At 70.4% G+C, this 23,506-nt stretch carries 21 protein-coding genes; 2 read left to right on the forward strand and 19 right to left on the reverse strand.

From position 1 onward, the window contains the following. Positions 1-103: 103 nt before the first annotated feature. From ACZ7L0_RS17765 to ACZ7L0_RS17845, 17 genes are all read right to left on the reverse strand, one after another. The gene (locus ACZ7L0_RS17765) at positions 104-904 is read right to left on the reverse strand and encodes an ABC transporter ATP-binding protein (RefSeq protein ID WP_471243384.1); all 801 of its coding nucleotides are present in this window, start codon (positions 902-904) and stop codon (positions 104-106) included. Further along, positions 901-1,875 carry a FecCD family ABC transporter permease gene (locus tag ACZ7L0_RS17770; RefSeq protein WP_471243606.1) on the reverse strand — a complete coding sequence of 325 codons (975 nt, stop codon included), beginning with the start codon at positions 1,873-1,875 and terminating at the stop codon, positions 901-903. The genes ACZ7L0_RS17765 and ACZ7L0_RS17770 overlap by 4 nt, the downstream gene beginning before the upstream one ends. Before the next feature lie 56 nt (positions 1,876-1,931). Then, complete coding sequence (locus ACZ7L0_RS17775) at positions 1,932-2,972, reverse strand: ABC transporter substrate-binding protein (RefSeq protein WP_471243385.1); 1,041 nt, start codon at positions 2,970-2,972, stop codon at positions 1,932-1,934. 91 nt (positions 2,973-3,063) lie between these two features. After that, a complete protein-coding gene (locus ACZ7L0_RS17780) occupies positions 3,064-7,347 on the reverse strand; it encodes an amino acid adenylation domain-containing protein (RefSeq protein WP_471243386.1) in 4,284 nt (1,427 codons plus the stop codon). Further along, entirely contained in the window at positions 7,344-7,589 is a 246-nt protein-coding gene (locus ACZ7L0_RS17785; protein ID WP_471243387.1) for a phosphopantetheine-binding protein, read from the reverse strand. Before ACZ7L0_RS17785 ends, ACZ7L0_RS17780 begins: the two co-directional genes overlap by 4 nt. A 32-nt stretch (positions 7,590-7,621) precedes the next feature. Continuing rightward, a complete protein-coding gene (locus ACZ7L0_RS17790; RefSeq protein ID WP_471243388.1) occupies positions 7,622-9,184 on the reverse strand; it encodes a fatty acid--CoA ligase in 1,563 nt (520 codons plus the stop codon). A 17-nt stretch (positions 9,185-9,201) separates the two neighbouring features. Next, the gene (scoD, locus tag ACZ7L0_RS17795; RefSeq protein WP_471243389.1) at positions 9,202-9,702 is read right to left on the reverse strand and encodes a (2E)-enoyl-ACP glycyltransferase; all 501 of its coding nucleotides are present in this window, start codon (positions 9,700-9,702) and stop codon (positions 9,202-9,204) included. Then, a complete protein-coding gene (gene scoE / locus ACZ7L0_RS17800; RefSeq protein WP_471243390.1) occupies positions 9,699-10,589 on the reverse strand; it encodes a (3R)-3-[(carboxymethyl)amino]fatty acid oxygenase/decarboxylase in 891 nt (296 codons plus the stop codon). Before scoE ends, scoD begins: the two co-directional genes overlap by 4 nt. Positions 10,590-10,612: 23 nt before the next feature. Further along, positions 10,613-10,852 (reverse strand): acyl carrier protein, encoded by a 240-nt coding sequence (locus ACZ7L0_RS17805; protein ID WP_471243391.1) that lies wholly within the window; start codon positions 10,850-10,852, stop codon positions 10,613-10,615. Continuing rightward, positions 10,849-11,895, reverse strand: a complete 1,047-nt coding sequence (locus tag ACZ7L0_RS17810) for a beta-ketoacyl-ACP synthase III (protein WP_471243392.1) — start codon at positions 11,893-11,895, stop codon at positions 10,849-10,851. Before ACZ7L0_RS17810 ends, ACZ7L0_RS17805 begins: the two co-directional genes overlap by 4 nt. Before the next feature lie 60 nt (positions 11,896-11,955). Further along, on the reverse strand, positions 11,956-13,320 hold the full coding sequence (locus tag ACZ7L0_RS17815) for an MFS transporter (RefSeq protein ID WP_471243393.1): 1,365 nt from the start codon (positions 13,318-13,320) through the stop codon (positions 11,956-11,958). Between the two features lie 271 nt (positions 13,321-13,591). Then, positions 13,592-14,347 carry an aspartyl/asparaginyl beta-hydroxylase domain-containing protein gene (locus tag ACZ7L0_RS17820; protein ID WP_471243394.1) on the reverse strand — a complete coding sequence of 252 codons (756 nt, stop codon included), beginning with the start codon at positions 14,345-14,347 and terminating at the stop codon, positions 13,592-13,594. Positions 14,348-14,515: 168 nt separating this feature from the next. Beyond that, positions 14,516-15,040, reverse strand: a complete 525-nt coding sequence (locus ACZ7L0_RS17825) for a copper chaperone PCu(A)C (protein ID WP_471243607.1) — start codon at positions 15,038-15,040, stop codon at positions 14,516-14,518. Beyond that, the gene (locus ACZ7L0_RS17830) at positions 15,037-17,316 is read right to left on the reverse strand and encodes a heavy metal translocating P-type ATPase (protein WP_471243395.1); all 2,280 of its coding nucleotides are present in this window, start codon (positions 17,314-17,316) and stop codon (positions 15,037-15,039) included. Before ACZ7L0_RS17830 ends, ACZ7L0_RS17825 begins: the two co-directional genes overlap by 4 nt. Continuing rightward, the gene (locus tag ACZ7L0_RS17835; protein ID WP_471243396.1) at positions 17,316-17,573 is read right to left on the reverse strand and encodes a hypothetical protein; all 258 of its coding nucleotides are present in this window, start codon (positions 17,571-17,573) and stop codon (positions 17,316-17,318) included. Before ACZ7L0_RS17835 ends, ACZ7L0_RS17830 begins: the two co-directional genes overlap by 1 nt. Positions 17,574-17,772: 199 nt before the next feature. Further along, positions 17,773-18,525: a YcnI family copper-binding membrane protein gene (locus ACZ7L0_RS17840; RefSeq protein WP_471243397.1), complete on the reverse strand. Its 753-nt coding sequence runs from the start codon at positions 18,523-18,525 to the stop codon at positions 17,773-17,775. A gap of 37 nt (positions 18,526-18,562) precedes the next feature. Continuing rightward, positions 18,563-19,144 (reverse strand): hypothetical protein, encoded by a 582-nt coding sequence (locus ACZ7L0_RS17845; RefSeq protein WP_471243398.1) that lies wholly within the window; start codon positions 19,142-19,144, stop codon positions 18,563-18,565. Between the two features lie 302 nt (positions 19,145-19,446). Here ACZ7L0_RS17845 and ACZ7L0_RS17850 point away from each other — a divergent pair, with 302 nt between their 5' ends. Together ACZ7L0_RS17850 and ACZ7L0_RS17855 are read left to right on the forward strand one after the other, a co-directional pair. Further along, the gene (locus ACZ7L0_RS17850; RefSeq protein ID WP_471243399.1) at positions 19,447-20,481 is read left to right on the forward strand and encodes an MDR family NADP-dependent oxidoreductase; all 1,035 of its coding nucleotides are present in this window, start codon (positions 19,447-19,449) and stop codon (positions 20,479-20,481) included. Positions 20,482-20,532: 51 nt separating this feature from the next. After that, positions 20,533-20,904: a MerR family transcriptional regulator gene (locus ACZ7L0_RS17855; RefSeq protein WP_471243400.1), complete on the forward strand. Its 372-nt coding sequence runs from the start codon at positions 20,533-20,535 to the stop codon at positions 20,902-20,904. Positions 20,905-21,018: 114 nt separating this feature from the next. On the opposite strand, the gene ACZ7L0_RS17860 is transcribed toward ACZ7L0_RS17855, so the two are convergent. Further along, positions 21,019-22,374 (reverse strand): LLM class flavin-dependent oxidoreductase, encoded by a 1,356-nt coding sequence (locus ACZ7L0_RS17860; RefSeq protein ID WP_471243401.1) that lies wholly within the window; start codon positions 22,372-22,374, stop codon positions 21,019-21,021. Positions 22,375-22,410: 36 nt separating this feature from the next. Continuing rightward, the gene (locus ACZ7L0_RS17865) at positions 22,411-23,463 is read right to left on the reverse strand and encodes an aliphatic sulfonate ABC transporter substrate-binding protein (RefSeq protein WP_471243402.1); all 1,053 of its coding nucleotides are present in this window, start codon (positions 23,461-23,463) and stop codon (positions 22,411-22,413) included. Between the last annotated feature and the right edge of the window lie 43 nt (positions 23,464-23,506).

The raw sequence follows: 23,506 nt of genomic DNA on the forward strand, positions 1-23,506 counted from the left end.
TCAAGTTGATCGTCGAGAGGGAGTCGGCTGATCACCAGCCTTGCCTACCACAGCCGGCCCAGGGTCTACCGAGCCTACGAGCAACACGTCCTGGACGGCACCTTCACCGTTCCGCAGGCTCGGGCTCCCTGTCGTCCGCGAGGGGCTGGGCCGCGTAGGTGATGCGGACGACGCCGTCGGGGTGGCGTTCTGTGGCGCCCCGTACGCCGAACACATCACGCAGGAGGTCCGGTGTCAGGACCTCCAGCACCGGGCCCGCCGCGACCACCGAGCCCTCGTACAGCACCACGAGGTGGTCGCAGAGACGGGCGGCCAGGTCGAGGTCGTGCAGGACCGCCAGCGTGGTGATGCCGGTGCTGCGGATGAGGTCCAGGAGCTCGAACCGGGCCCGGATGTCCAAGTGGTTGGTGAGTTCGTCCAGGACCAGCAGTTGTGGGCGCTGGGCGAGGGCGCGGGCCAGCAGGACGCGTTGGCGTTCGCCGCCGGAGAGGGTGGCGTAGTCCCGGTGGGCGAAGGGGGCGACTTTGCAGCGGGCGACCGCTTCGGCCACCGCTTCGCGGTCCTCGGCGCCGTCGCGGCCCATCAGGCCGTGGTGGGGTGTGCGGCCGAGGGCGACGATCTCTGTCACGGTCAGGCCGGTGGTGGTGCCGGCGTCCTGGAGGACGGCCGCCGTGCGGCGGGCGGCGGTGCGCGCGGAGAGCTCCCACACGTCGTCGCCGCCCACCCTGACCACCCCGTCGGCCGGGCGCAGCGAACGGTAGACCGTGCGGAGCAGAGTGGACTTACCGCTGCCGTTGGGGCCCACGAGCCCGACGATGTCGCCCTTGGCGGCCGCCAGGGTCACCTCGCGGAGGATCGGCTTGCGGTCCAGGGTGATGTGGAGCTGGTCCACGGTCAGTTTCATACGGTGTCCAGGCCCTTGTTGCGGCGCAGCAGCCATAGGAAGAAGGGGGCGCCGAGCAGGGCGGTGAGGATGCCCAGCGGCAATTCGTTGGGGCGGTTGACGGTGCGGGAGAGCAGGTCCACCAGAACGAGGTAGACGGCACCCAGGAGCGCGGTCAGGGGGATCAGGCGGCGGTGGTCGGCGCCCACCGTAAGGCGTACCAGGTGGGGAATCATGAGGCCCACGAAGCCCACCCCGCCGGCGACAGCGATGACCGTGCCGGTGAGGAGCGCGCTGATGACCAGCAGGACGGCGCGCAGCCGGTTGACGTCCACGCCGAGCGCGGTGGCGGACTCGTCTCCGGCCAGCAGGGCGTTGAGCCGCCGTCCGAACAGGGTCAGCAGGACCGTGCTGGTCAGGACCACTACCGTGACGGTGGGCAGTTGGCTCCACTGGGCGCCGGCGACACTGCCGAGCATCCAGAACATCACGGTCCGCAGCTCGGTGGGTGTCGCCAGCAGCTGGACGAAGCTGGTGACGGACAGCAGCACGTAACCGACCGCGACCCCGGCCAGCACCACCCGGGTGGGGGCGAGCCGTCCTTGTCTCTGCCCCAGGACGAAGACCAGGGCCCCGGCCGCCAGGGCACCGACGAACGCCGCGCCGGACACGCCGAGCCCGCCCAGTCCGCCGAGCGCGACGCCGCCGAGGGTGATGACCAGGACGGCGCCGAGCGAGGCACCGTGGGAAAAGCCCAGGACGATCGGGTCGGCGAGCGGATTGGAGACCAGGGTCTGCAGCACCGCCCCGGCCACCGCCAGCCCCGCGCCGACCAGGGCGGCCAGGACGACCCGGGGTGCCCGGAAGGTCCATACGATCTGGTCCAGCGCCAGGTCGTCCGTGGCCCCTCGGCCGGTGACGTGGTGCAGGAGGATCCCCCACACGTCATCGACCGGGATGGTGACCGCGCCGATGCTCACCGCCACCACCATGACCGCGACGAGCACGACCAGCAGGGCGGCGACGGAGAGCGGGAGGCGCAGGCCGCTCAGAGCTTGTCGGGGTGCAGCATCTCGGCGATCTTCTCGACCGCCAGGTCGTTGCTGGGGCCGAGGTACATCGAGTCCGACAGCGCCACGTACTTCTTGTTCTTCGCGGCCGGCCACTGGGGGAACTCCTTCAGCAGTTTCTTGGCGTATGCCGCCGGGTTCGGGTCGTTGTAGCCGATGACGACGAGGGCGTCGACGTCGGTGGCGGCCACCTTCTCCTTGCTCAGGTCGGCGAAGGACGTCGTGGAGGCGTTCTCGAAGGCGTTGGCGCCGCCGGCCTTGGCGAGGATGTCGTTGTAGATGCCCTTGGCGACGACCGAGCTGAAGTCGTTGCCGCCCATGGCCATGTTGGAGAAGAGCACCATGACCTTGGGCTGCTTCTCGCCCTCGACCTTGGCGGAGACGTCGGCGATGTGCTTCTCGGAGGCGGCGATCAGTTTCTCGGCGCGGGCGCTGACGTCGAAGATCTTGCCCATGTCGCGCAGCAGGGTGTAGCTGTCGGCGATGGTCATCTTGGATGTGTCCTGGTCGCAGCCCTGCGGGGAGACGTAGGTGTTGGCGCCGACCTCCTTGAGCTGGTCCCGGGTGGCGAAGCCGTTCTTGGCGTCGAAGCCGTAGGAGGTCGTGGACAGCACCAGGTCGGGGCGCAGCCCGATCATGGCCTCACGTGGGATGTCGTAGGCGTCGTTCTGCTTGACGTCGCCGGTGGGCAGTTTCTTGATGGCCTGGACGCGGCCGGGGACCTCCGACATGCCGTAGCTCTGCTGATTGGCGACGACGCGGTCGCCGAGACCGAGGGAGAGCAGCGTGGAGACCTCGGCGACCGAGGCGCCGTTCATGACGACCACACGGCTGGGCTCCTCGGTGAACTTCTCGGACTCCCCGCAGTTCTCCAGGGTCACCGGGTAGCCGGACTTCGCGGCGGCTGCCGCCGCCTTGCCGCCCGCGTCGTCGGCTTCGTCCGTGGAGGAGCCGCATGCCGTGGTGAGCAGACAGAGGGTGCCGGCCAGGGCGAGGGCGACCGGCCGTTTCTTCGACATGCGGGGCTCCTTGGTGCGGGGTGCTCGTGAGGGGACGGGCTCTGTTGCAGTAGTCGGGGGGTGGCGCCCGTGAGTTCCGGCGGACTCCCAACTAATGTGCGGGAGTTGCGAGATGCCTCTGTCTATGGGTCGGGGCGGGCAGTGCTCCGGTGCTGACGCAGTGGTCGAGGTAGCGGAAGACGAGGTCCCGGTCGACGGGCGGAGATGTGATGCCGCTGCCGTGCAGACCGTCCATGACGTTGTCGCAGCGGATGCGTCCCAGACGCAGGTCGGGTCCGGTCTCGATGTCGGCGTCGACGTCGGCGTCCCAGGACTCCAAGAAGGCGAGCGTGGTCGCCGCCACGCCGGAGGTCCGCGGCACCTCGGCTCGCCACTGGGCCGACGGCATGCGCCGCAGCGGGTAGCCGTACTCCTTCAGCCAGGTGTAGAGGTCGCTCAGCCGTACCGGGGTGGTGGCCGCGTGGTTGAAGACGACGGCGTTCGGCGTGCGCTGTCCGAGGCAGAGATGGACGAGGGTCTGGGCGGCGTGGTCGACCGGTGTCCAGGTCTCTTCCTCGAACAGGTCGGGGACGACGCCCGCGGGGATGCCCGCGCGCAGCGCGCTCCACAGGAAGTCCCGTTCGTTCACGTAACCGGTGGAGCGCGGGCCGACTATGCGGCCGAGCCGGTGCACGGTGACGGGCAGGCCCCGCTCGGAGGCCTGTTCCAGCAGGCGCTCGGACGCCCACTTCGACTGCTGGTAGCCGTAGCGCAGTCCGGGGTGGAGCGGGAGGAACGCCTCAGGGACCTCGGGGCTGAGGGCGAGCGGTGGGGCGACGGAGAGAGTCGAGACGAAGTGCAGGGGGATCGAGCGCACGGCCGCCATGCGCAACAGGTCCCTTGTGGAGTCGGTGTTGGCGGCGCGCAGGGTGACGTAGTCGCGCATGATGCTGACGGTCGCGCCGTTGTGGAAGATCGCGCCGCAGGTGCGGGCGAGTTCGGTGAAGAGCGCCTCGTCCAGGCCGAGGTGAGGGCGGGCGAGATCCGCTGGAACGGCTGTTACGCGTCCGCGCGCCTCGTCGCAGAGAGGGATCAGGTGGGATTCGAGGGCTTGGTGGATGCGGGTGGCGGCCTCGGCTGGGCTTGGCACGCGGACCGTGCAGACCACCTCCGCGCCGGTGCTCGTCAGGAGTTCGGCCAGCAGATGGACGCCGACGAAGCCGGTGGCGCCGGTGAGCAGGATCCTGTCCGGTGTGCCGCCCGGCCCGGGGCCGTGGCCCGGGCGGATGTCCGGGTCGAGGACCGTGTCGGCGAGCAGGGTCGGTGGAAGGCCGGGGGGTCCCGGCCGCGTCTCCTGCCCAAGGAACCCCGCCAGTTGCGCCGAGGTCGGGTGCTGGAAGAGCCAGGCGACCTTCACGTCTCGGCGCAGTTCGGCGCCGAGGCGGTTGGCGACCTGGATGACCTGGAGCGACTGGGCGCCCAGGTCGAACACGTCGTCCTGCGCGGAGACGGCGGCCAGGCCGAGCACCTGTTGCCAGACGGCGGCGATGACGCGCTCCAACTCGTCGCCGGAGTCGGCAGTTTCGGCAGGGGGCACGGGCACCGCGAGTGCTTTTCTGTCGGTCTTTCCCGAACTCGTCCGGGGCAGGTCGTGCAGGAACTCGACGGCTGACGGGATCATCGCCGCCGGCAGCGTCAGCCGGAGGTGGTCCCTGAGCACGGCCACGTCCGGGACCGGCCCGTCGGGCACGACGTACGCGACCGGGCGCCGTGTCCCGTCCTCCAGCACCTGTCCTGCGACGGCGGCGTCGCGGACTCCCGGGTGGGACAGGAGGGCACTCTCGATCTCGGCGGGGTGCACGCGATGTCCGCTGATCTTGAACTCGGTGTCCGAGCGGCCCAGGTAGCGCAGTCGGCCGTCGTCGCCGAGCCGCACCAGGTCACCGGTGCGGTAGGCGCGGGGCGCTCCGGGCAGCAGGTCGAGGGGCGCGAAGCGGGAGGCGTCCGGGACCCGGTCTCCCCGGTAGCCGTCGGCCAGGTTGTCGCCCAGGAGGTGGAGTTCGCCGTCGACGACCGCGGCGCGGGTACCGGGCAGCGGGAGCCCTATGGGTACGTCTCCGGCAGCGAGGGCGGGGTCGTGGAGGTCCGCGACGGTGGCGACCACGGTGGTCTCGGTCGGGCCGTAGGTGTTCAGCAGCCGCACCGACGTGCCGACGGCCTCGCGCCAGCGGTCGACCCGCTCCGGGAGGGCCGCCTCGCCGCCGATGACAACGGTCCGCACCTCGGGGGGCAAGGTGGCGGCGCCGGTCGAGACGGCGTAGGCCACCTCGTGCCAGTAGGCGGTGGGCAGGTCGAGGAAACTGATGCGCAGCCGTGCGCAGGCGTCCAGGAAGTCGGGGATCGAGTCGGTCATGTCGTCGCTACGGACGACGAGTGTGGCGCCCGCGCACAGGGTGAGGAAGATTTCCTCGACGCTGGTGTCGAAGTGCAGTGGGGCGAACTGCAGGACGCGGTCCTTACGGTGGAGGCCGTAGCGGTACGTGGCGCCGGCGACGAAGTGTGCGAGGGCGCGGTGGCCGATCTCGACGCCCTTGGGCCGTCCGGTGGAGCCCGAGGTGTGGAGGACGTAGGCGAGGTCCTCCGGCGCGGGTGCCGTCGGCTGGGGTGTGCCGGGCTCGGGATCCGGCCTGTCGAGCAGGAGTACGACGTGGTCCGCGAAGTCCCCGGCGCGGGCGCTGGTGGTGACGACGAGGGCGGGCCGGGTGTTGTCCAGCAGTTGTGCCCGGCGGGTGGGCGGTGCCGTCGGGTCGAGCGGGCTGTAGGCGGCGCCGGAGAGCAGGACGCCGAGGACGGCGGTGATCGCCTCGATGCCGCGGGGCAGGGCGACGGTCACCAGGTCGCCGCGGCCGATCTGACGGGCGGCCAGGCGGCGGGCGAGATCACGTGCCGCGCCGAACAGGTGCGCGTAGGTGATGCTGTCGCCGTCGTGCTCGACGGCGACGGATCCGCCGCGCCGGGCGGCATGGCCGGCGATCAGGCCGAGGACCGGGCGTGCGGGGCCGGGCAGCGGTCCCCCGTCCAGGACGGGGACGCGTTCGCGTGCGCGGAGTTCGCCGAGCGGCCGGTCGGGGGCGGCTACGGCAGCGCGGAGCAGGGAGAGCAGTCCCTCCTGGAATGCGGCGACGTCCACCTCGTCGTAGAGGTCGGGATTGGCGTCCACGGCGATGCGCAGGCCCGCGCCCTCGGAGCGGTCGTAGACGTTGACGGACAGGTCGTCGACGGGGCCGGCCGAGACGTTGTGGACCGTGCTGCGGTGGCCGGCGAAGCGCAGGTCGTACTCGAAGGGCATGATGTTGACGCCCGGGCCGGACAGTCGGCGCTGTCCGCCGACGAGCTTGAGGTCGCGTCGCAGTTGTTCGTAGCGGTAGCGCTGGTGCGGCAGTCCGGCGCGGAGTTCGGCCGAGATCCGGGCCGCGAGGTCGCACAGGCTGTCCGACGCGGTGACGGTGACGCGCAGGGGCAGGATGTTGCGCACCATGCAGGGCACGCGCAGCGAGACGGACCCGAGGCGGCCCATCGCCGGCAGGCTGAGGACGATCTCCGGTGCTCCGGTCGCGTGGTGCACGTGGGCCGCGGTCACGGCCAACAGGACTTCGGACCAGGTGACTTCGAGATCGCGGGCAACGGAGCGCAGGGTCTTGGTCTGCGCCGCGTCGAGGTCCGCCACCCGCCGGTGGAAGGTGCGAGCGGGCAGGGCCGTACGGCCGGCCGGGGTGGGGACCGGTGGCCGGTCCGCGTACCGGTCCACCCAATAGGCGCGGTCCTCGGCGAAGCGGGACGACTCCCGGTAGGCGCGTTCCTCCTCCCGGACGGAAGCCAGGGTGCCGAATCCGCTGTCTCCCGCCGGCTCGCCCGCCATCAGGGCGGTGTACACCTGGGCGACCCGGCGCGCGACCAATGACAGGCCGAAGCCGTCGAGGGCTATGTGGTGCACCCTGTGGTACCACAGGAACTCCTCCGGTGCGATCCGCAGCAGGGCGTGGCCGAAGACGGGGCCGCTGCCGAGGTCGACCGGGCGGGCCATGTCCCGGTCCATCCAGGCCAGGGCCGCCGCGTATGGATCGGGGTCGGTGGTGAGGTCGGCCGTGTGCAGGCGCCAGTCGCCGGCCGGGGCGGCCGTCTGCCAGGGCCGGCCTTGGCCGTCGGCGACGTACGCGACGTTCAGTGCCTCCGTCTCCGTGACCACGTGGTGCAGGGCCGCGTCGAAGACGGCCGGGTCCACCGGTCCGTCGATGCGCACGTACTCGGCCGTGTTGTAGGCGGGGCTGTCCGGGTCGAGCTGCTGGCCGGTCCAGATGCCTTCCTGGGCGGCCAGCAGCGGACGGCGCGCGGTCACGTGTTGCCCTCTCGCCGTGCGGAGAGCAGCCGCCACCACTGGGCGAACGAGGTGCACTCGGCGAGTTCGACGAAGGTCACGTCCGCACCGGTCGCCCGCCACCGCTCCATGAGGGTGACGATGCGCAGGGAGTCCAGTCCCGCGTCTACGGGGTTCCCTTCGAGGTCGACTTCGTCGGGCCGCTGGTACAGGAATTCCGCCAGGTCCGCGCGGAAGCCCTCCGGCGTGAGGGGAGCAGGCATGTCGTTCTCTCTCGATAGGGCCTGGTAGAGGGTCAGTTGACCTTGCGTGCGGAGTCGCCCCAGAAGCGGTCGCGCAGTTCCCGGCGCAGGATCTTTCCGCTGGGGTTGCGCGGAACGCTGTCGATGAGCTCGTACCGGGCGGGGAGCTTGAAACTCGCCAGCCGTGGGACGAGGAAGGTGTGCAGGTCCCTGGGGCTGGGCCGCTGCCCGGGAGCGGGGACGACGAAGGCGTGCACGTACTCGCCCCAGCGTTCGTCGGGGGCGCCGACGACCACGGCCTCCGCGACGCGTGGGTGATGCTCCAGTACGTTCTCGATCTCGGCCGGGTAGACGTTCTCACCGGCGACGAGGATGGCGTCCTTGATGCGGTCGCGGATGAAGACGTAGCCGTCCTCGTCGACGTACCCGGCGTCCCCGGTGTGGATCCAGCCGTCGACGAGGGTTTCGGCGGTCTTGTCGGGCAGTCCCCAGTACTCGACCATGTGGGCGGGCGTGGACAGGCACACCTCGCCGACCGCGCCGGGCGGCAGTTCGCGCCCTTCGCCGTCGACCACCTTGCTGCGCACGCCCGGGTAGGGGCGGCCCGCGGCCTGCATGAGGGGTCCGCCGGGTACATGGGCGGCCGGGGGCAGGCACACGGCGGTGTTGCCGGTCTCGGTGAGGCCGTAGATCTGGGCGAACTCACAGTCGAGGACGGCGAGGCTCTCCTCCAGCAGCGCCTCGGAGATCGGGGACCCGCCGTAGACCGTCTTGCGCAGGGTGGCGAAGTCCTCGGCGCCGACGCCGGGTTCGGTCAGCATCATGCGGAGCATGGCGGGGACGACGCAGGCGGTGGTGATGCCGAGGTCGCGGATGAGGTCGACGGCCTGGCGGGCGACGAAGGCGCGCATCGCCACAACGGTCGTTCCGGCGTTGAAGTTCTGTGTGGCCCACCACAGGCCGCCGATGTGGAATCCGGGGATGCCGACCAGCGCGATGTCGCCTGCCCGCCAGTCGATCCAGTCCAGGTCCTCGCCGGCCAGGGCGTCACGGATCGCGAAGAAGCTGCGGTGGGCGAGCACGACTCCCTTGGGCAGTCCGGTGGTGCCGCTGGTGTAGAGCTGGGCGACCGGGGTTTCCGGGGTGGCCGTTTCCGGCAGGTCGGTGTCGGGGTGGGGTGCCTTCCAGGCGGAAAAGGACTCGCCGAGCGCGACGACCGTCTCCGGGGGCGCGGTCGGCATCTTCTCGACGATCGGCGCGAACTCGGCCTCCAGGAAGAGGAGTCGGGTTCCGGAGTCCTGGAGGATGTGGCTGACCTCGGGGGCGGTGAGCCGCCAGTTGACGGGGACGAGGACGGTGCCGCTCTTGGCGCAGGCGAAGAGGATCTCGTAGTAGTGCTCGGACGCCTTGCCGAGGTACGCGACACGGTCGCCCGGGGAGAGTCCGGCGGCCTGGACGGCGTGGGCGACGCGGTTGCTCTCGCGGTGCAGCTGCTCGTACGTCAGGGTGCGGCCCTCGCAGAGGACCGCGGGGGTGGCGGGCTGGTGCCGCGCGTGGAAGCTCGTGGTCTGCACGAGCGTCTGGAGCTGCGGGTGGTGGAGCCTGTCCGTAGTCATGGATCTCTCGCCTCGGGTCAGGGGACGTTGACGAACGCCAGAGTCGCCTCGCCGTCGCACCGGCCCGACTCGGCGTCCCAGTAGCGGAAGGCGGTCTCGGCATGCAGGAAGGGGCTGCCGCCGGCCGGAGCGCGTCGGGTGACGGACCGGAACTCCAACTCCCCGAAGAAGGCACGGGGATTGACCGGACGTCGGAAATTCGATGAGAAACGGGCGATGAGAATGTCCGGAAGCTGGCGTTCCCAGAAGTCGTCCAGCGTCCAGGACTCGAAACCCGTACCCAGCCCTTCCTGTACGGACTTGGCCACGAGGTAATACATCATCTGGTTGTAGCAGATGTTCGCCTCGACGGAATTCAGATGGCCGGTGTCGTCGATGTAGCACGATTCGGGGATCTCGAACTCGCAGCGTGCGGCGACTCGTCCGGCGTCGCCCTCGGTCACGACGGCCGAACGCAGGTATGTGCAGTGGTCCTTGTACGGCATCAGCACCCGCGTCAAGAGGGCTTCGTCCGTCATACCGCCTTGATCCCGTCGTGCAGCTTGCGTTCGTCGTGCACGGTGACGCGGTAGGAGACGGCCGGCTCGGGGGTGGTCGTGTGCCGGGCGCGGTGGACGAGGCTGCGGTTGTCCCATACCAGCAGGTCACCCTGCTCGAAGTTCTGCAGGTGGATGCCTTCGTGCTCGAAGGTCTCGTCGAGCTGGCCGGTGGCCTCGAAGAGCCGCTTGAGCAGCTCCTCGTCGAGCGGGTTGCCGTCCTGGTCCTCGATGCCGACGGTGAATCCCTCGCTGATGTAGAGGACCGTCTCGCCGGTCATGGGGTGGGTGAAGGTGGTCGGCTGGAGAACGGCCGGGGTCTTTCGCTCGACCTCCTCGATGATCTCGGAGAGGGGGCGGTAGACGTCGTGCGGCCGTATCTTGAAGTACTTACGCACCGAGTGTCTGCAGGACGTTCCGGCGATCTCCTTCTTCAGTCCCGCGGGCAGCTTCTCGTACGCCCGGCCCATGTCGATGAAGTACGTGCCGCGGTTCCTCCGCGGAATGACCTGAGGGTAGATCAGGGTGATACCGAAGGGGTCCGGCATGAACTGGTAGTCGGCGTGCCAGAACTTCCCGGTCTTCGGTACGCCGATCTGCTTTCCGTCCTTCGGTACGTTGGAGGAGACGAATATCTCCGGAACCTCCGGGTGCTTGTACATCGGCTCGTAGTACGTCTCCGGGCGGCCGAGCCGCTTGCCCAGTGCGAGGAACTCCTGGGGAGAGAGGTCCTGGCCCTTCAGGACGGCGATCTTCTTCGTGTAGACGGTGTTCTTGAGCGCCGCGACGTCGGCGTCCGAGGCGGTGGTGTGGTCGAAGCCCTCGACCGCGGCGCCGATCGCCCTGCCCGGCTGGTCCTTGATCTGCATGGCGTGTGGGTCCTTCCGTGGGTTCAGACGGTCGCCCGGCGGGCGTCGATGAGTCCGACGACGTCGCCGAGGGTGAGGTCGGGCTGGAGTTCGTCGTCGCCGACGGCCACGCCGAGGTCGCGCTCGATGCGGATGCTGATCTCGACCGTCGTCAGCGAGTCGACATCCAGTTCACCGAGGGTCGCGTCGGGGCGGATCCTGTCGGCTGGGGCGTCGTGGAGTCGCGCGAGGATGCCGGCGAGTTGCTCGTAGGTGGTGCTCATGACGTCGTCCGTTCTTGTCGAGGGAGCGAGGAAGGCCAGGTCAGGAGAGAGGAGCCCCAGGTGAGGCCGCCTCCGAAGGCGGTGAGCAGAAGCCGGTCACCGGGCCGGACCGCCTGACGGGCGGTCGCGTCGGCGAGGGCGAGCGGGATGGACGCGGCACCCGTGTTGCCGACGGACTCGACATGGGTCACGCACCGCTCGCGCGGGAGCCCGAGGTCGTCGGCCACCGAGTGAAGGATCCGCAGGTTGGCCTGGTGGGGTACGAAGTGGTCGACGTCCTCGATCTTCCAGCCGGCCCGGTCCAGGATGGCCCGCGCCGACTCGGTCATGCGGGTCACCGCGTGGCGGTAGACCTCCTTGCCGCGCATGGCGAAGTGCCGCTCCTCGCGGCTGGGTTCGCCCGGCAGGGAGCGCTGTCGGGAGCCGCCGGCCGCGACCGTGATCAGGTCCTCGTGAGCGCCGTCGCTGCCGAGGTCGAAGTGCCCGACCGCGCCGGGCTCGTCGGGGTGGCCGGCGCGCAGGACGACGGCTCCGGCGCCGTCTCCGAAGATGATCGCGTTGGCCCGGTCCAGCGGGTCCACGATCGTGGAGTAGGTGTCGGCACCGATGAGCAGGACCCGTACGGCCACACCGGCCGCGATCAGCCCGGCGGCCGAGGCGAGCCCGTAGACGAACCCGGTGCACACGGCGCTGATGTCGAAGGCGGCCGCACCCGCGAGGCCGAGCCGCGCGGCGACAGCGGGGGCGGTGGCCGGGCAGGTGCGGTCCGGGGTCGTCGTGGCGACGAGGACGGCATCGGCCTTGTCCATGCCGGACGAGGCGAGGGCCCGGCGGCCGGCTTCGACGGCCAGGTCGGAGGTCGCCTGCCCGGTGTCGACGACGTGCCGTCGGCGGATCCCGGTCCGGGTGCGGATCCACGCGTCGTCGGTGTCGAGCCGCCGCGCGAGGTGCTCGTTGGTCACCACCCGGGACGGCACCCATCCGGCCAGCCCGCACAGGACGGCGGCCGGAGGAACGAAGGAGCCGGTAGCAGTGGGAATCATGCGGGCACTCCAGGCATGACGGAGGACGGACGGGACGTGAGAGGTGGAAGGAAGAGGGGCCTACGGACTCGTGATCCTGCGACGTACGCGGAGTACGAGGAGTGCGAGCGCGCCGCAGCCGATACCGCCCGCTATCGCGAAGACAGCGGCACGGATGCCGTCGAGCAGGGCGGGTCCGGAGGCACCCTGCCCGACACCGCCCGCGAACGCGACCAGGACCGCGAGGCCCACAGCGCCGCCCACCTGCAGCGTGGTCGACGCCAGCCCGGACGCCACGCCCTGGTCACCGGGGGCCACCCCGGCGGACGCGGCGATCCACATCCCCGTCCACGCGGCCCCCTGGCCCAGTCCCAGCAGCACGATCCCCGGCAGGAGTCTCGGATACGAGCCGTCCGAGGTGAGCGCCATGCCGAGGGCCGCGGCCCCTGCGGCGCCCAACCCCATCCCACCCACCAACATGCGGCGCATCCCGAAGGCGGACACGGCACGCTCCCCGGCCTGCGTGCCCACCGCGACCACCACGGCGGGCACGAGGAACGCGAGCCCCGTCGCGACCGCGCTGTAGCCGTGGACGGTCTGGAAGTACAGGGTGAGGAAGTACGGCACCGAGCTGAACGTGGCACTGAACAGGGCGGTCACCCCCATCGCCAGCAGCAACCCTCGGTGCGCGAACAGCCGTGCCGGTACCAGCGGTTCACGGGATCGCCGCTCGACGACGGCGAAGAGCACCAGCAGGCCGACGGAGAGTGCCGCGCTGGTGAGGGCCGCGGGCGTGGTCCAGCCCTCAGCCGGAGCCCGCACCAGCAAGAACACCAGGAGGGTGATCCCGCCTGTGGCGGTGAGCGCGCCCGCCACGTCGAAGCGCCGCGTACGGTCCCACGGCCCGTCCGGCGGGAAGAGAAGCCACCCCGCCACCGCGAGGGACCCCGCGATCGGCACGTTGACGAAGAACACCGACGGCCAGCCGAACGCCTCCACCAGAACCCCGCCGAGCAGGGACCCGAAGCAGAGCCCACCGGCCCCCGCCGCACCCCACACCGCCAAGGCCCGGTTCCGAGCGGGCCCTTCGTCGTACAGGGTGTTGATCAGGGACAGCGTCGCCGGGAACAGCAACGACCCGCCGAGACCCTGTACCGCCCGCACGGCGACCAGTACCCCCGGCGTCTCCGACAGACCGCCCACGAGGGACGACCCCGCGTACAGCAGCGCCGCCAGGACGAACATCCGGCGCCGGCCCAGCAGGTCGGCGGCCCGGCCGCCCAGCAGCAGGAAGCCTCCGGTGGCCACGACATAGGCGCTGACCACCCACTGCAGATCGTGGTCGGAGAAGCTCAGCCCCGCGCCGATGTCCGGCAGAGCGACGTACACGATGTTGTAGTCGAGCGAGATGACGAGCTGCCCCAACGCCAGAACCAACAGGGACATCAACCATCACCCCCTCAGAATCACAGGTATCCGAAATTCCATGGAAGAGAATTCCGGAAGGCCGATCATTTTCCGTCACCGTAGCAGCCGGAATCCGGGTTGGGAATGCCGGGCTTCTCGACCGGTATAAACCGTCATGGAATATCTGGGCAGCACTCCGACCCGGCAGTCGAAGACTGCCGGGAATGACACATCAGCGATACCGGATAAAGTTTGAGACTATTTCAAGGATTTATCCGGGCCACTGTTTTCCCGAGTTCTTACCGTCGGGTCACCCCTCCCCCATGAGCCGGCGGATCTCGGTGATGAGGGCCACCAGCGCCCGGCGCTCCGGAATGGTCGTCTCCGGATGCCAGAGGTCGATGAGCAGGCAGGTTCGTGGTCGGGTGCCCGCGTTGCGCGCCTCGTGCTCAAAGGAGTAGTCGAAGAGCAGACACTTGCCCTCCTCCCAGGAACGTGTCTCCCCGGCAACGGTGATGCTGCACCCGTCGGGGATGTCCACGGCGAGATGGAGGTTGATGCTGAAGTTCCACAGATCGCAGTGGGGGCCGATGGCGGCGCCTGGCAACAGGGTGGAGAAATGGCATTCCAGGAGAGGGCAGATCTTCTCCGTGTCGACGGCGACGCCTTTCAAGAGCCGATAGGCGGTCGGGACCGTGACGGCGGACTCCTCGACAAGACCTCCTTCGCGGAAGAGATAAAGGGCCTGCCAGTTCTCCTGCCGCGTCAGGTAGTGCTCGTAGTCCGAGAACGCCTCCCGGCGCGCCGCCCAGGCGACGTTCAGCTCTTCCCTGATCGCCTGATGATCGGCCTCCAGTGCGTGCACGACGGGGGCGATCTCGTCGTAGGCGTAGGGATCGTGCCAGGGAGTCGGAGAGAGCCCCGGCATGATCCACTTGGCTGCCTTCTGCAGCGGATGCCGTTCGCCCCCGCCGCCCGGCTCCAGCATCTGCTCGACCCGAGTGATCGATTCCGTACCGAACTCGGCTCTGATCACAGCGAAGGCGTTCTCTATCTCTGGTGTCACGCGGTTCTCCGGAGAGGTCGATGGAGAGCACTCGTGTGGGGGTCAGCCGGGTGCCGAGCTGTACTGTCGGACTAGTAGTCGGTCGCGGGTGAGCTCGAGTTCCCGGCTTTTTCGGATCGATTTCCCTTGTTGCGGCGGCAGTTGTGGACACCATCTACCGACGAGGCGTCATACGCTGCCCTGGCCCGGACGGACCACCACCGCAAGGGACTTCACAGCCCCGCTGCGCTCGAAGTGCAGGGTGAACGCGACCAGGTCGCCGGACCGCCAGTCCTTCTTCGCCGGGACCAAGACGTCGAGGCCGTCCGGTGACATGGCGAGGCTTTCGCCGGCCCGGACGGTGACGGAGGCCACCGGCTGACCCGTGGCCGAGTTGCCGCTGGTCATGACATGCCGGCTCAGGGTGGGCGTGCCTTCGCCGGCCTCGGCGGCGGTCACCTTCAGCAGCCGGTCGGCCGAGCCTCCGCTGTTGCTGATCCGGAAGAAGGCCGCCGTGTCCGGGGTGTCGCCGGACGGCAGGAGCACCTTGCCGTCGGCTACCTTGATCCGGGCCGGGCTGCCGGCGTTGCCGTAGGCGGTCCAGGTGCTCAGCCCGCCGAGCGCCAGGCCGCACGCGGCGACGGGCGCGAGCGCGGCGAGCAGCGTGTCGGTGAGCCGGCGGCGGGTCGGCCGCCACGGGCGCTGTCCGGTCATCGGGTAGGCCTCCGGAAGGCGGCGGCCGATGTCGAGGTCGAGGGCTGCCAGGCGCACAGCCGCAGGCTGTTGGCGACGACCAGCACCGAGCTGGCCGACATGGCCGCCGCGGCGAGCATCGGGTTGAGCAGGCCGACCATCGCCAGCGGGACGGTGACGACGTTGTAGCCGAAGGCCCACACCAGGTTGGCGCGGATCGTGCCCAGGGTGCGCCGGGCCAGCCGGACCGCGTCCGCGAGGGCCTCGATGTCGCCGCGCACCAGCGTGACGTCGGCCGCGCCGATGGCCACGTCCGTACCGGTGCCCATGGCGATCCCGAGATCGGCACCGGCCAGCGCGGCGGCGTCGTTCACCCCGTCACCGACGACCGCGACCCGGTAGCCCTGCTCACGCAAGTCCCGTACGAGGTCGGCCTTGCCCTCGGGCGTGCAGCGGGCGTGCACCTCCTCGATGCCGAGCGCCCGGGCCACGGCCCGGGCCGGCGCCTCGCGGTCACCGGTGGCGAGCACGGGCCGTACGCCGAGCCGGCGCAGCCGGTCGACCGCACGGTAACTTCCGGGCCGTACGACGTCCCCGACCTCGATCAAAGCCTCGACCGTACCGTCCACACGGACCACTACGGGCGTACGAGCGGCGGACTCGGCCCCGGTCAGGGCATCCGCGAGTGCGGCGGGCACGTCGTCGTCGGGCGCGAGGACTTCGACCAGCCGCCCCTCGACGCGCCCTAGCACTCCGCGCCCGGGCAACGCGCTGAACTCGCTCACGTCCGGCAGCGGCTGGTCGCCGGACTCCCGCCGCGCGTACGCGGAGACGGCCCGGCCGAGCGGGTGCTCCGAGCCCTGTTCCACAGCTCCGGCCAGCCGCAGCACCGTATCGCTCCCGAGCGCGTCCGGTACGGCGGTGACCCGGGCGACGGTCATGTGGCCGGAGGTGAGCGTGCCGGTCTTGTCGAGCACCACGGCGTCGAGATGCTGAAGCCCCTCCAGCGCCTGCGGCCCGGTGACCAGGACACCCGACTGGGCACCCCGGCCCGTGGCGGCCATCAGTGCGGTCGGGGTCGCGAGACCCAGCGCACACGGGCACGCCACCACCAGGACAGCGACGCACGCGGTGATCGCCGCCTGCGGATCGGCCCCGGCACCCAGCCAGAACCCCAGCGCGGTGACGGCCAGCGCGAGCACGACCGGCACGAAGACACCGGCCACCGAGTCGGCCAGCCGCTGCGCCCGCGCCTTCCCGGCCTGTGCCTCGGTCACCAGCCGGGTGATCCGGGCGAGCTGCGTGTCCGCGCCGACAGCGGTCGCCCGTACGAGCAGCAGCCCGCCGGCATTGACGGCCCCGCCGACCACCGCCGAGCCCGGTCCGACCTCCACGGGCTCGCTCTCGCCGGTGACCAGGGACAGATCCACCGCCGAACTGCCCTCCACCACCTGCCCGTCGGTGGCAACCCGCTCCCCCGGCCGCACGACGAAAGCCTGCCCCGCCCTCAACTCCTCGATGGGGAGGAGCCGTTCGGAGCCTCCGTCCTCCCGTACGGACACCTCCTTGGCCGCGAGCCGGGCCAGCGACCGCAGCGCCTCCCCCGTCCCGTGCCGCGCCCGCGCCTCCAGGAACCGCCCGGCGAGCACGAACAGCGGTACACCGACGGCTGCTTCGAGGTAGATGTGCGCGACATCGTCCGAGACGGCAGGCACGAGGGTGAACGGCATCCGCATCCAGGGATCGCCGGCGCCTCCGAGGAAGAGCGCGTACGACGACCACGCGAAGGACGCCACCACGCCCAGCGACACCAGCGTGTCCATGGTCGCCGCCGAGTGCCGCAGCCCCCGGACCGCCCGCACGTGGAACGGCCAGGCGCCCCACACGGCGACGGGCGCGGCGAGCGCGAAGCACAGCCACTGCCAGTTGCGGAACTGGAGGGCGGGCACCATCGACAGGATCAGCACGGGCAGCGCGAGGACGGCCGTGACGACCAGCCGGTCCCGCTCCTGCCGGGTGTCCTCGGACTCGTCGCCGTCGTCCGCGGGCTTCCGCTTCTTGGGCGGCTCGGGCAGCGCGGCCGTGTATCCGGCGTTCTCGACGGTCGCGACGAGTTCGTCCGGGCTGATACCCGCCGGATGACTCACACGAGCCATCCCGGTGGCCAGATTGACGGTCGCGGTGACCCCGTCCAGCTTGCCGAGTCTCTTCTCGACCCGGGTCACGCACGCGGCGCAGGTCATGCCGCCGACGGTCAGATCGGTCGTCACCAGGACGGTCAACGGTTCGGTACCCATCAGCCGTGTCCCCCCTGCATGTCTTCCATGTCCCCCATGTCGTCCGCGCCTCCGCCACCACCACCGTCGCCGCCGTCGCGGCTCGTGCCGCTGCCGTGCATACCGGGTGCGACAGGGCCGGCGCCGACACCCACGGCGTAGGACACCGTGAAGATCAGGACCAGCAGCAGGAGGAAGCCGCAGAGCGCGGGCGGGGGTGCCGCTTTCCGCAGGACCGCGCCCGCGCCGCTCAAGGAGGATTGTTGGGACTCGTCCATCAACCGCGTCTCCAGGTCACGTCGTACGACGTCACTCGGATCGCGCCGTACCGATCCAGAAGTCGGACGGGCTACCGGCCGGGTTCCGAAGCAATGGTGTGGCGCGCATCACATCAGGGGGCGGTCGTCTCACACGCCCCGCGGAAGACGGACCGGACGGCCCTGCCGCCGGCTGTCCGACGGCAGGGCCACCACCGGCCTACTCGGCCCGGGATCCCGCGGAACGGCTACGGACGACGGCGAACACCGCCGCCGCCAGCCCCAGCACGCCCACGACCAGCCCGGCGACACCGAGCCCACGGGCGGTCGAGTCGCTGCTGGACGCCGTCGCCGTGGACTTGCCGGAACTCTTCGTGGCCGCCGAGGCGGCCGGGGTGGAGGCGCTGTCCTCAGCCGTTCCCTCCGCGTCCTTCGCGGTGAGCTTGACGACCGGCGCCGGGTTCTCCGGCTCCTCGTCGCCGGGGGCCGCCGCCTCGATCCAGCGGACGGTCTTGCCGTCGGAGTACGTCTGGAGGGCCTTGAAGGTCAGCTGGTCGGTGTCGTCGGGCAGCTGACCGAAGGCCACGTCGAAGTCCTCGAACTGTCCGGCGCCGATCTTCCCTCCCGTCCAGGTGATCTCGGAGACGGCGTCGGTGATGGTGCCGTCGTCGGTCTTGACCGGCGTCTTGAGCTTCGTGTTCGTGACCTTGGCGGTCCAGCCGTCCTGCGGCGAGACGAGCACGCCGAGGAGGGGGTGGTCGGTCGGCAGGAAGACCTGGACCTTGGTGGTGGCCGTGTCCGCCTCGTTGGGGACACGGAAGGTCAGGACGCCGTCCGTGGCGCCCTTCGCGTAACTCTCGGGGTGGACGGTGACGTGCGCGGAAGCGACACCGGCCGCGGTGAGGACTCCGGCGGCGGCGAGGGCGGCGACGGCGCCGGCCCGGCGCAGGGTGATGGTGCGGGTCGAGGACATAGCTGAGTGGATCTCCGTACTGAGGGAGGAAGGGAGGTCAGATCGCGTACGACGTCCCCGTCGGCGGCCCTCGCCGGTGCACGGCGTACCGCAGCCGCACCTGCCGCGGCGACCACGCTCCGTCGACAGCCCCGCGCAGCGGATCCGGCGCACCCAGAACGCCCCGGAACCCCCTCACCACCTGCCACCAGGCAGCGAGCCCCGGCACGAACGCGACCGCCCACCGCAGCAGCGACCACAGCGCGACCTCACCGCGCCGCAGCCACCAGGTCAGCACCAGGGCCGCCCCGATATGGGCGGCGGTGGCATGGGGGGTCAGCGCATGGGAGTGGGACATCCGCATCCCATGCATGATCATCACGGCGTGCGGCCGAGCGGCGTCGAAGGCAAGGTGCAGCTCGCCTTGGGACGCCAGCGTCCCGCCACCGATTCCGACCAGCGACCGCTCCCGCCCGCCCAGCAGACAGCCGACCACGAAAACCGGAAGAGCCCCCGCGACCTGCACCCACACCGGCGGCGCCACGCCCGCGGCCAGCACATGTCCCCCGGCCGCGAGCAGCACGCAGAGCACGGCGAACACCGCCGCGCGCAGACTCCGTACCGCCAGGGACACACTCACGGCACGCGATGCTGCCATGCAGCCCGAGGATCTCTCCCCTCGCCCCCGCATGCGCACCATCGCCACGTCCTACCTGGCCGAACCTGCTCCCTCTTTACGAGTCGGACGCGGGCATCGTTCAGTTCCCGCGGCTTCAGGCGAACGTACCGCGGCTGCAGCGGAGTCGCTCCTTGGTCCCGGGTGGCCGCAACTGCCTTGCCCTTGACGCGCGCGTCAGGGGTTAGCGTCTGCGCGCCGGCAGCCGGATCGGCTCCGGCCGTCACAGACCGCGCTCATCCTCGAACCCGTTCAGGAGCCCCGACATGGCCGCTGTCCTGCCCTTCACGTCCCGCGAGATCCTGTTGGCCGACCTGCCCGCCGGGCTGCCCGGGCCCGAGCACTTCACGATTCAGCAGAAGCCGGTTCCCGTCCCCAGTCCGGGACAAGTCGTCGTCCGCAACCGGTACTTCCTCGTGTTCCCCGGGCTGCGCACTCTGATCGGCGGCCAGGCGGACGGCGTACCGCTGCCCCGCATCCACGCCGGTGACACGCTGTTCGGTCCCGCGGTCGGTGAGGTCGTCGCGGCCGCGCCCGGTGGTCCGTTGCGCCCTGGAGACATGGTCACGCATCTGCTCGGGTGGCGCGAGCACGCGCTGGTGGCAGCGGCCGACTGCACTCCGCTGAGCGATGTGCTGCCCGACCCGGTGGCCCACCTGTCGTCCGGGTCGGCCGCTTACGGAGCACTGACCCGGCTCGCCGACGTCCGCCCCGGCGACACGGTGTTCGTCACGGGCGCGGCGGGAGCCGTGGGTACGCTGGCGGGCCCCGTCGCACGTCTGCTGGGCGCCACGAAGGTCATCGGGAGCACTCGGTCGCCGCACAAGGCTGAGCGGCTTCGGGCTGAGCTGGGCTACGACGCGGTCGTGGTGCCGGGAGCCCGGCCCTTCGACGAGCAGCTGGCCGCGGCGGCGCCGGACGGCATCGACGTGCTGCTGGACACCGTCGGCGGTGAGCAGCTGACCGCGGCTGTGCGCGTCGCGCGACGGGGTGCCCGCTTCGCACTGGTGGGCGCGCTGTCGGGACAGTTGTCGCCGCGCCGGGGCGGTGGCCGCGCGCCTGCGGACATCGACACCTTCCGGCTCGTCAACCAAGGAGTCTCGCTGCACGGCTACAGCGGCCCGGACCATCCGGAGGTGACGGAGGAATGGACCAAGCGCTTCGGGGACTGGCTGCGTTCCGGCGAGATCACCTTCCCGCATGTACGGATCCCGGGCATGGATCACGCGCCTCGGGCGTTGCAGGAACTGTTCGAGGGGCGGCACTTCGGGACCATCGTCGTGGAGTTGCCGCCACGATGACGCGTCGTCGCGCTCGGTCGCGGCGACGCAGGCCGAGGCGCGAGGTCGGACATGCGGATCGGAGATGCGGCGGCAGCGGCAGGGACCACCCCGCGGGCACTGCGGTTCTACGAGGAACGGGGCCTGCTGCCGCCACCGCGGCGCACCGCCACCGGGCAACGTGAATACGGTCCGGGCGAGGTGGCCAGAGTCCGTGTCATCCGTGATCTGCTGGCGCTCGGGCTCACCGTCGAGGATCTGCGCGGTGTCGCCGACCGGATCGGCCTGCTTGTCGAGAATCCGCAACGGCGGTGCGGGCACCGTGACTCCGACGTCCCCGGCTCCGGCGTGGTCGACCGCAGACTCGCGGCCCTCGACGCCGAGATCGACCGCCTGACCCGGCTGCGTGCCCGTCTGGCCCTGCGCACATACGGACAACCGTGACGACACGCCTTCGGCCGCCGGGCAGCGACTACCTCCTGGGGAGCCCGGCGCATGCCATACCACCCCGGACCCGGCCGGGCATGTAAGACACCCCCAGCGGATCGTCTGCGCGCCTCAGCCGCCGGACACATGCGTCCGTGACCGGTGGAACTGGTTGGCCGGCACCGGGAGCCCGTAGTGCTCGCGAAGAGTCGTGCCTTCGTACTCCTCACGGAACAGGCCCTTGCCGCGCAGGATCGGCAGTACGTGCTCGACGAAGGTCTCCAGACCCGACGGCAGGGCCGGCGCCATGATGTTGAACCCGTCCGCGGCACCGCCCTCGAACCAGGTGATGATCGTGTCCGCCACCTGCTCGGGCGTGCCGATGAACTCGAAGTGGCCGCGGCCGCCTCCGAGCCGCGAGATGATCTGCCGGACCGTCAGCTTCTCTCGTAGGGCGAGCTCGATGATCAGGTCGGAGCGGCTCTGCGAGCCCTCCAGCTTCGGTCGCGCGAGGATGAAGTCCGGCAGCGGTTCGTCGAGTTCGAACACCGACGGCTCGGTCTCGAAGACCGCGGCCAGCTGACGCAGCCCGTACTCCGGTACGCGCAGCTCGTCGAACCGCTTCGCCAGTGCCCGGGCCTTCTCCTCGGTCGGCCCGATGTACGGGACGATGCCCGGCAGCACGATCACACCGTCCGGGTCACGCCCCGCGGCCCTGGTCCTGGCCTTGATGTCGGCGTAGAAGGCGGCCGCCCTCTCGTAGGTCTGGTGGGCGGTGAAGATCGCCTCGGCGTGCCGGGCCGCGAAGTCCTTGCCGTCCTCGGAGGAGCCTGCCTGGACGAGCAGTGGGTAGCCCTGTGGCGGGCGCTCGACGTTGAGGGGGCCGGCCACCGAAAAGTGCGTGCCTCGGTGGTCGAGCCTGTGGAGCCGGGCAGGGTCGGCATAGCGCCCCGTGGTTCTGTCCGCCACTACGGCCTCGGACTCCCAGCTGTCCCACAGCGCCTTGGCGATGTGCAGGAACTCGTCGGCCCGGGCGTAACGCTCGGCGTGGGCCGGACGGTTGACGAGGCCGAAGTTTGCCGCCTCGTCGGAGCCGGCCGAGGTGACGATGTTCCAGCCGGCGCGGCCGCCGCTGACGTGGTCGACCGAGGCGAGGCGACGAGCGAGGTTGTAGGGCTCGTTGTACGTCGACGAGACGGTCGCGATGAGGCCGATCCTGTTCGTCGCCTGCGACAGCGCGGTCAGCAGGGTGAGCGGCTCGAGCTGGCCCGGCGGCCGGAACTCACCCGTGCCGGTGATCGCCGGGCCGTCCGCGAGGAACAGCGAGTCGAACTTGGCGCTCTCCGCCAGCTGGGCCAGTTCGATCCAGTGCCGCAGGTCGAAGTCCGCCCGAGGGTTGCTGTGCGGCAGCCGCCACGCGGCCTCGTGATGACCGGCCTCCATGAGGAAGGCGTTGAGGTGGAGCCGGCGTCTTCTGTGATCGCTCATGACTGCTCTCCTTTCGTTCGGTGCGGGTAAGCCGGCTCAGTCGACCGACAGCTTCGAGCTGTCGTAGCCGGCCGGGAGGAGGTTGTCGGTGATCGAGGCGACGTCGACGTTCTTGGTGATCTGGCCGGCCTCCAGGAAGGCGTCGGCGAGCTTCTGCTCCGCCGCGATGTCCGACTTCCGCACGGGGGTGACCCGGGTCTCGAAGGCCTTGAGGGAGGCCTTCGCGTCGGCCAGAGGGATGCCCTCCTCCTTGGAGATCGCCTCCGCGTACTTGTCCTCGTGCTTGATCGCCCAGGCGAACTCGTGGGCCAGTCGCCGCAGGACGTCGGTGAGAGCCGCCCGCTTGGTCTTGTCGTTCAGCGACTTCTCGCTCGCGACGTAGTAGCTGCTGGTCTGGTCGAGGGGCGGGAGGCCCTTGGCCAGGATCCGGGCACCGTTCTTGATCGCGATCGCCGACTGGGGGTTCCAGATGGACCAGGCGTCCACCTTGCCGGTGTTGAACGCCGTGGCGCCGGCCGCCGGGTCGAGGAAGACCAGCTTCACGTCCTTGGTGCTGAGCCCGGCGCTCTTCAGCGCGTTCAGGGCCAGACCGTGGGCCGAGCTGCCCTGCGGGACGGCGAGCCTCTTGCCCTTGAGGTCCTTGAGCGTCCTCAGCTCGGAACCCTTCGGCACGATGATGTTCTCCATCGCCTGGGTCGGCGTGAGCGAGCGGTTGACGGCGACGACCTTGAAGCCGTACTCCTTGGCGGCGCCGGTGATCGGGGGTACGTCGCCGACGCTGCCCAGGTCGATGTCGCCCGACGCGGCGGCCTGTACGAGCGGCGGGCCGTAGGTGAACCGGGCGAACTTCACCTTGTAGGGCGCGTTGTCGAACACGCCGGTGATCTTCGCCAGTTCCTCGCTGCCGTCACCGCCGTTGTCACCGATGGTGAACGTGTACTTCTTCCACTCGGGGTGGTTGTCGGCGTCCGATCCGCTGGGGCTGCTCAGGGGCGCGGCGGCCTCCGACGTCGACGCGCAGGCGACGAGGGTGCTGCCCAGGGCGAGCAGGCCGACGGCGGCGACGATTCGGGAGGGTCTTCTGGACATGGTTTTCACGTACTTCCTGTGCTGTGGTGGGAGAAGTCAGGGG

Source organism: Streptomyces sp. NPDC039424, assembly GCF_055639495.1.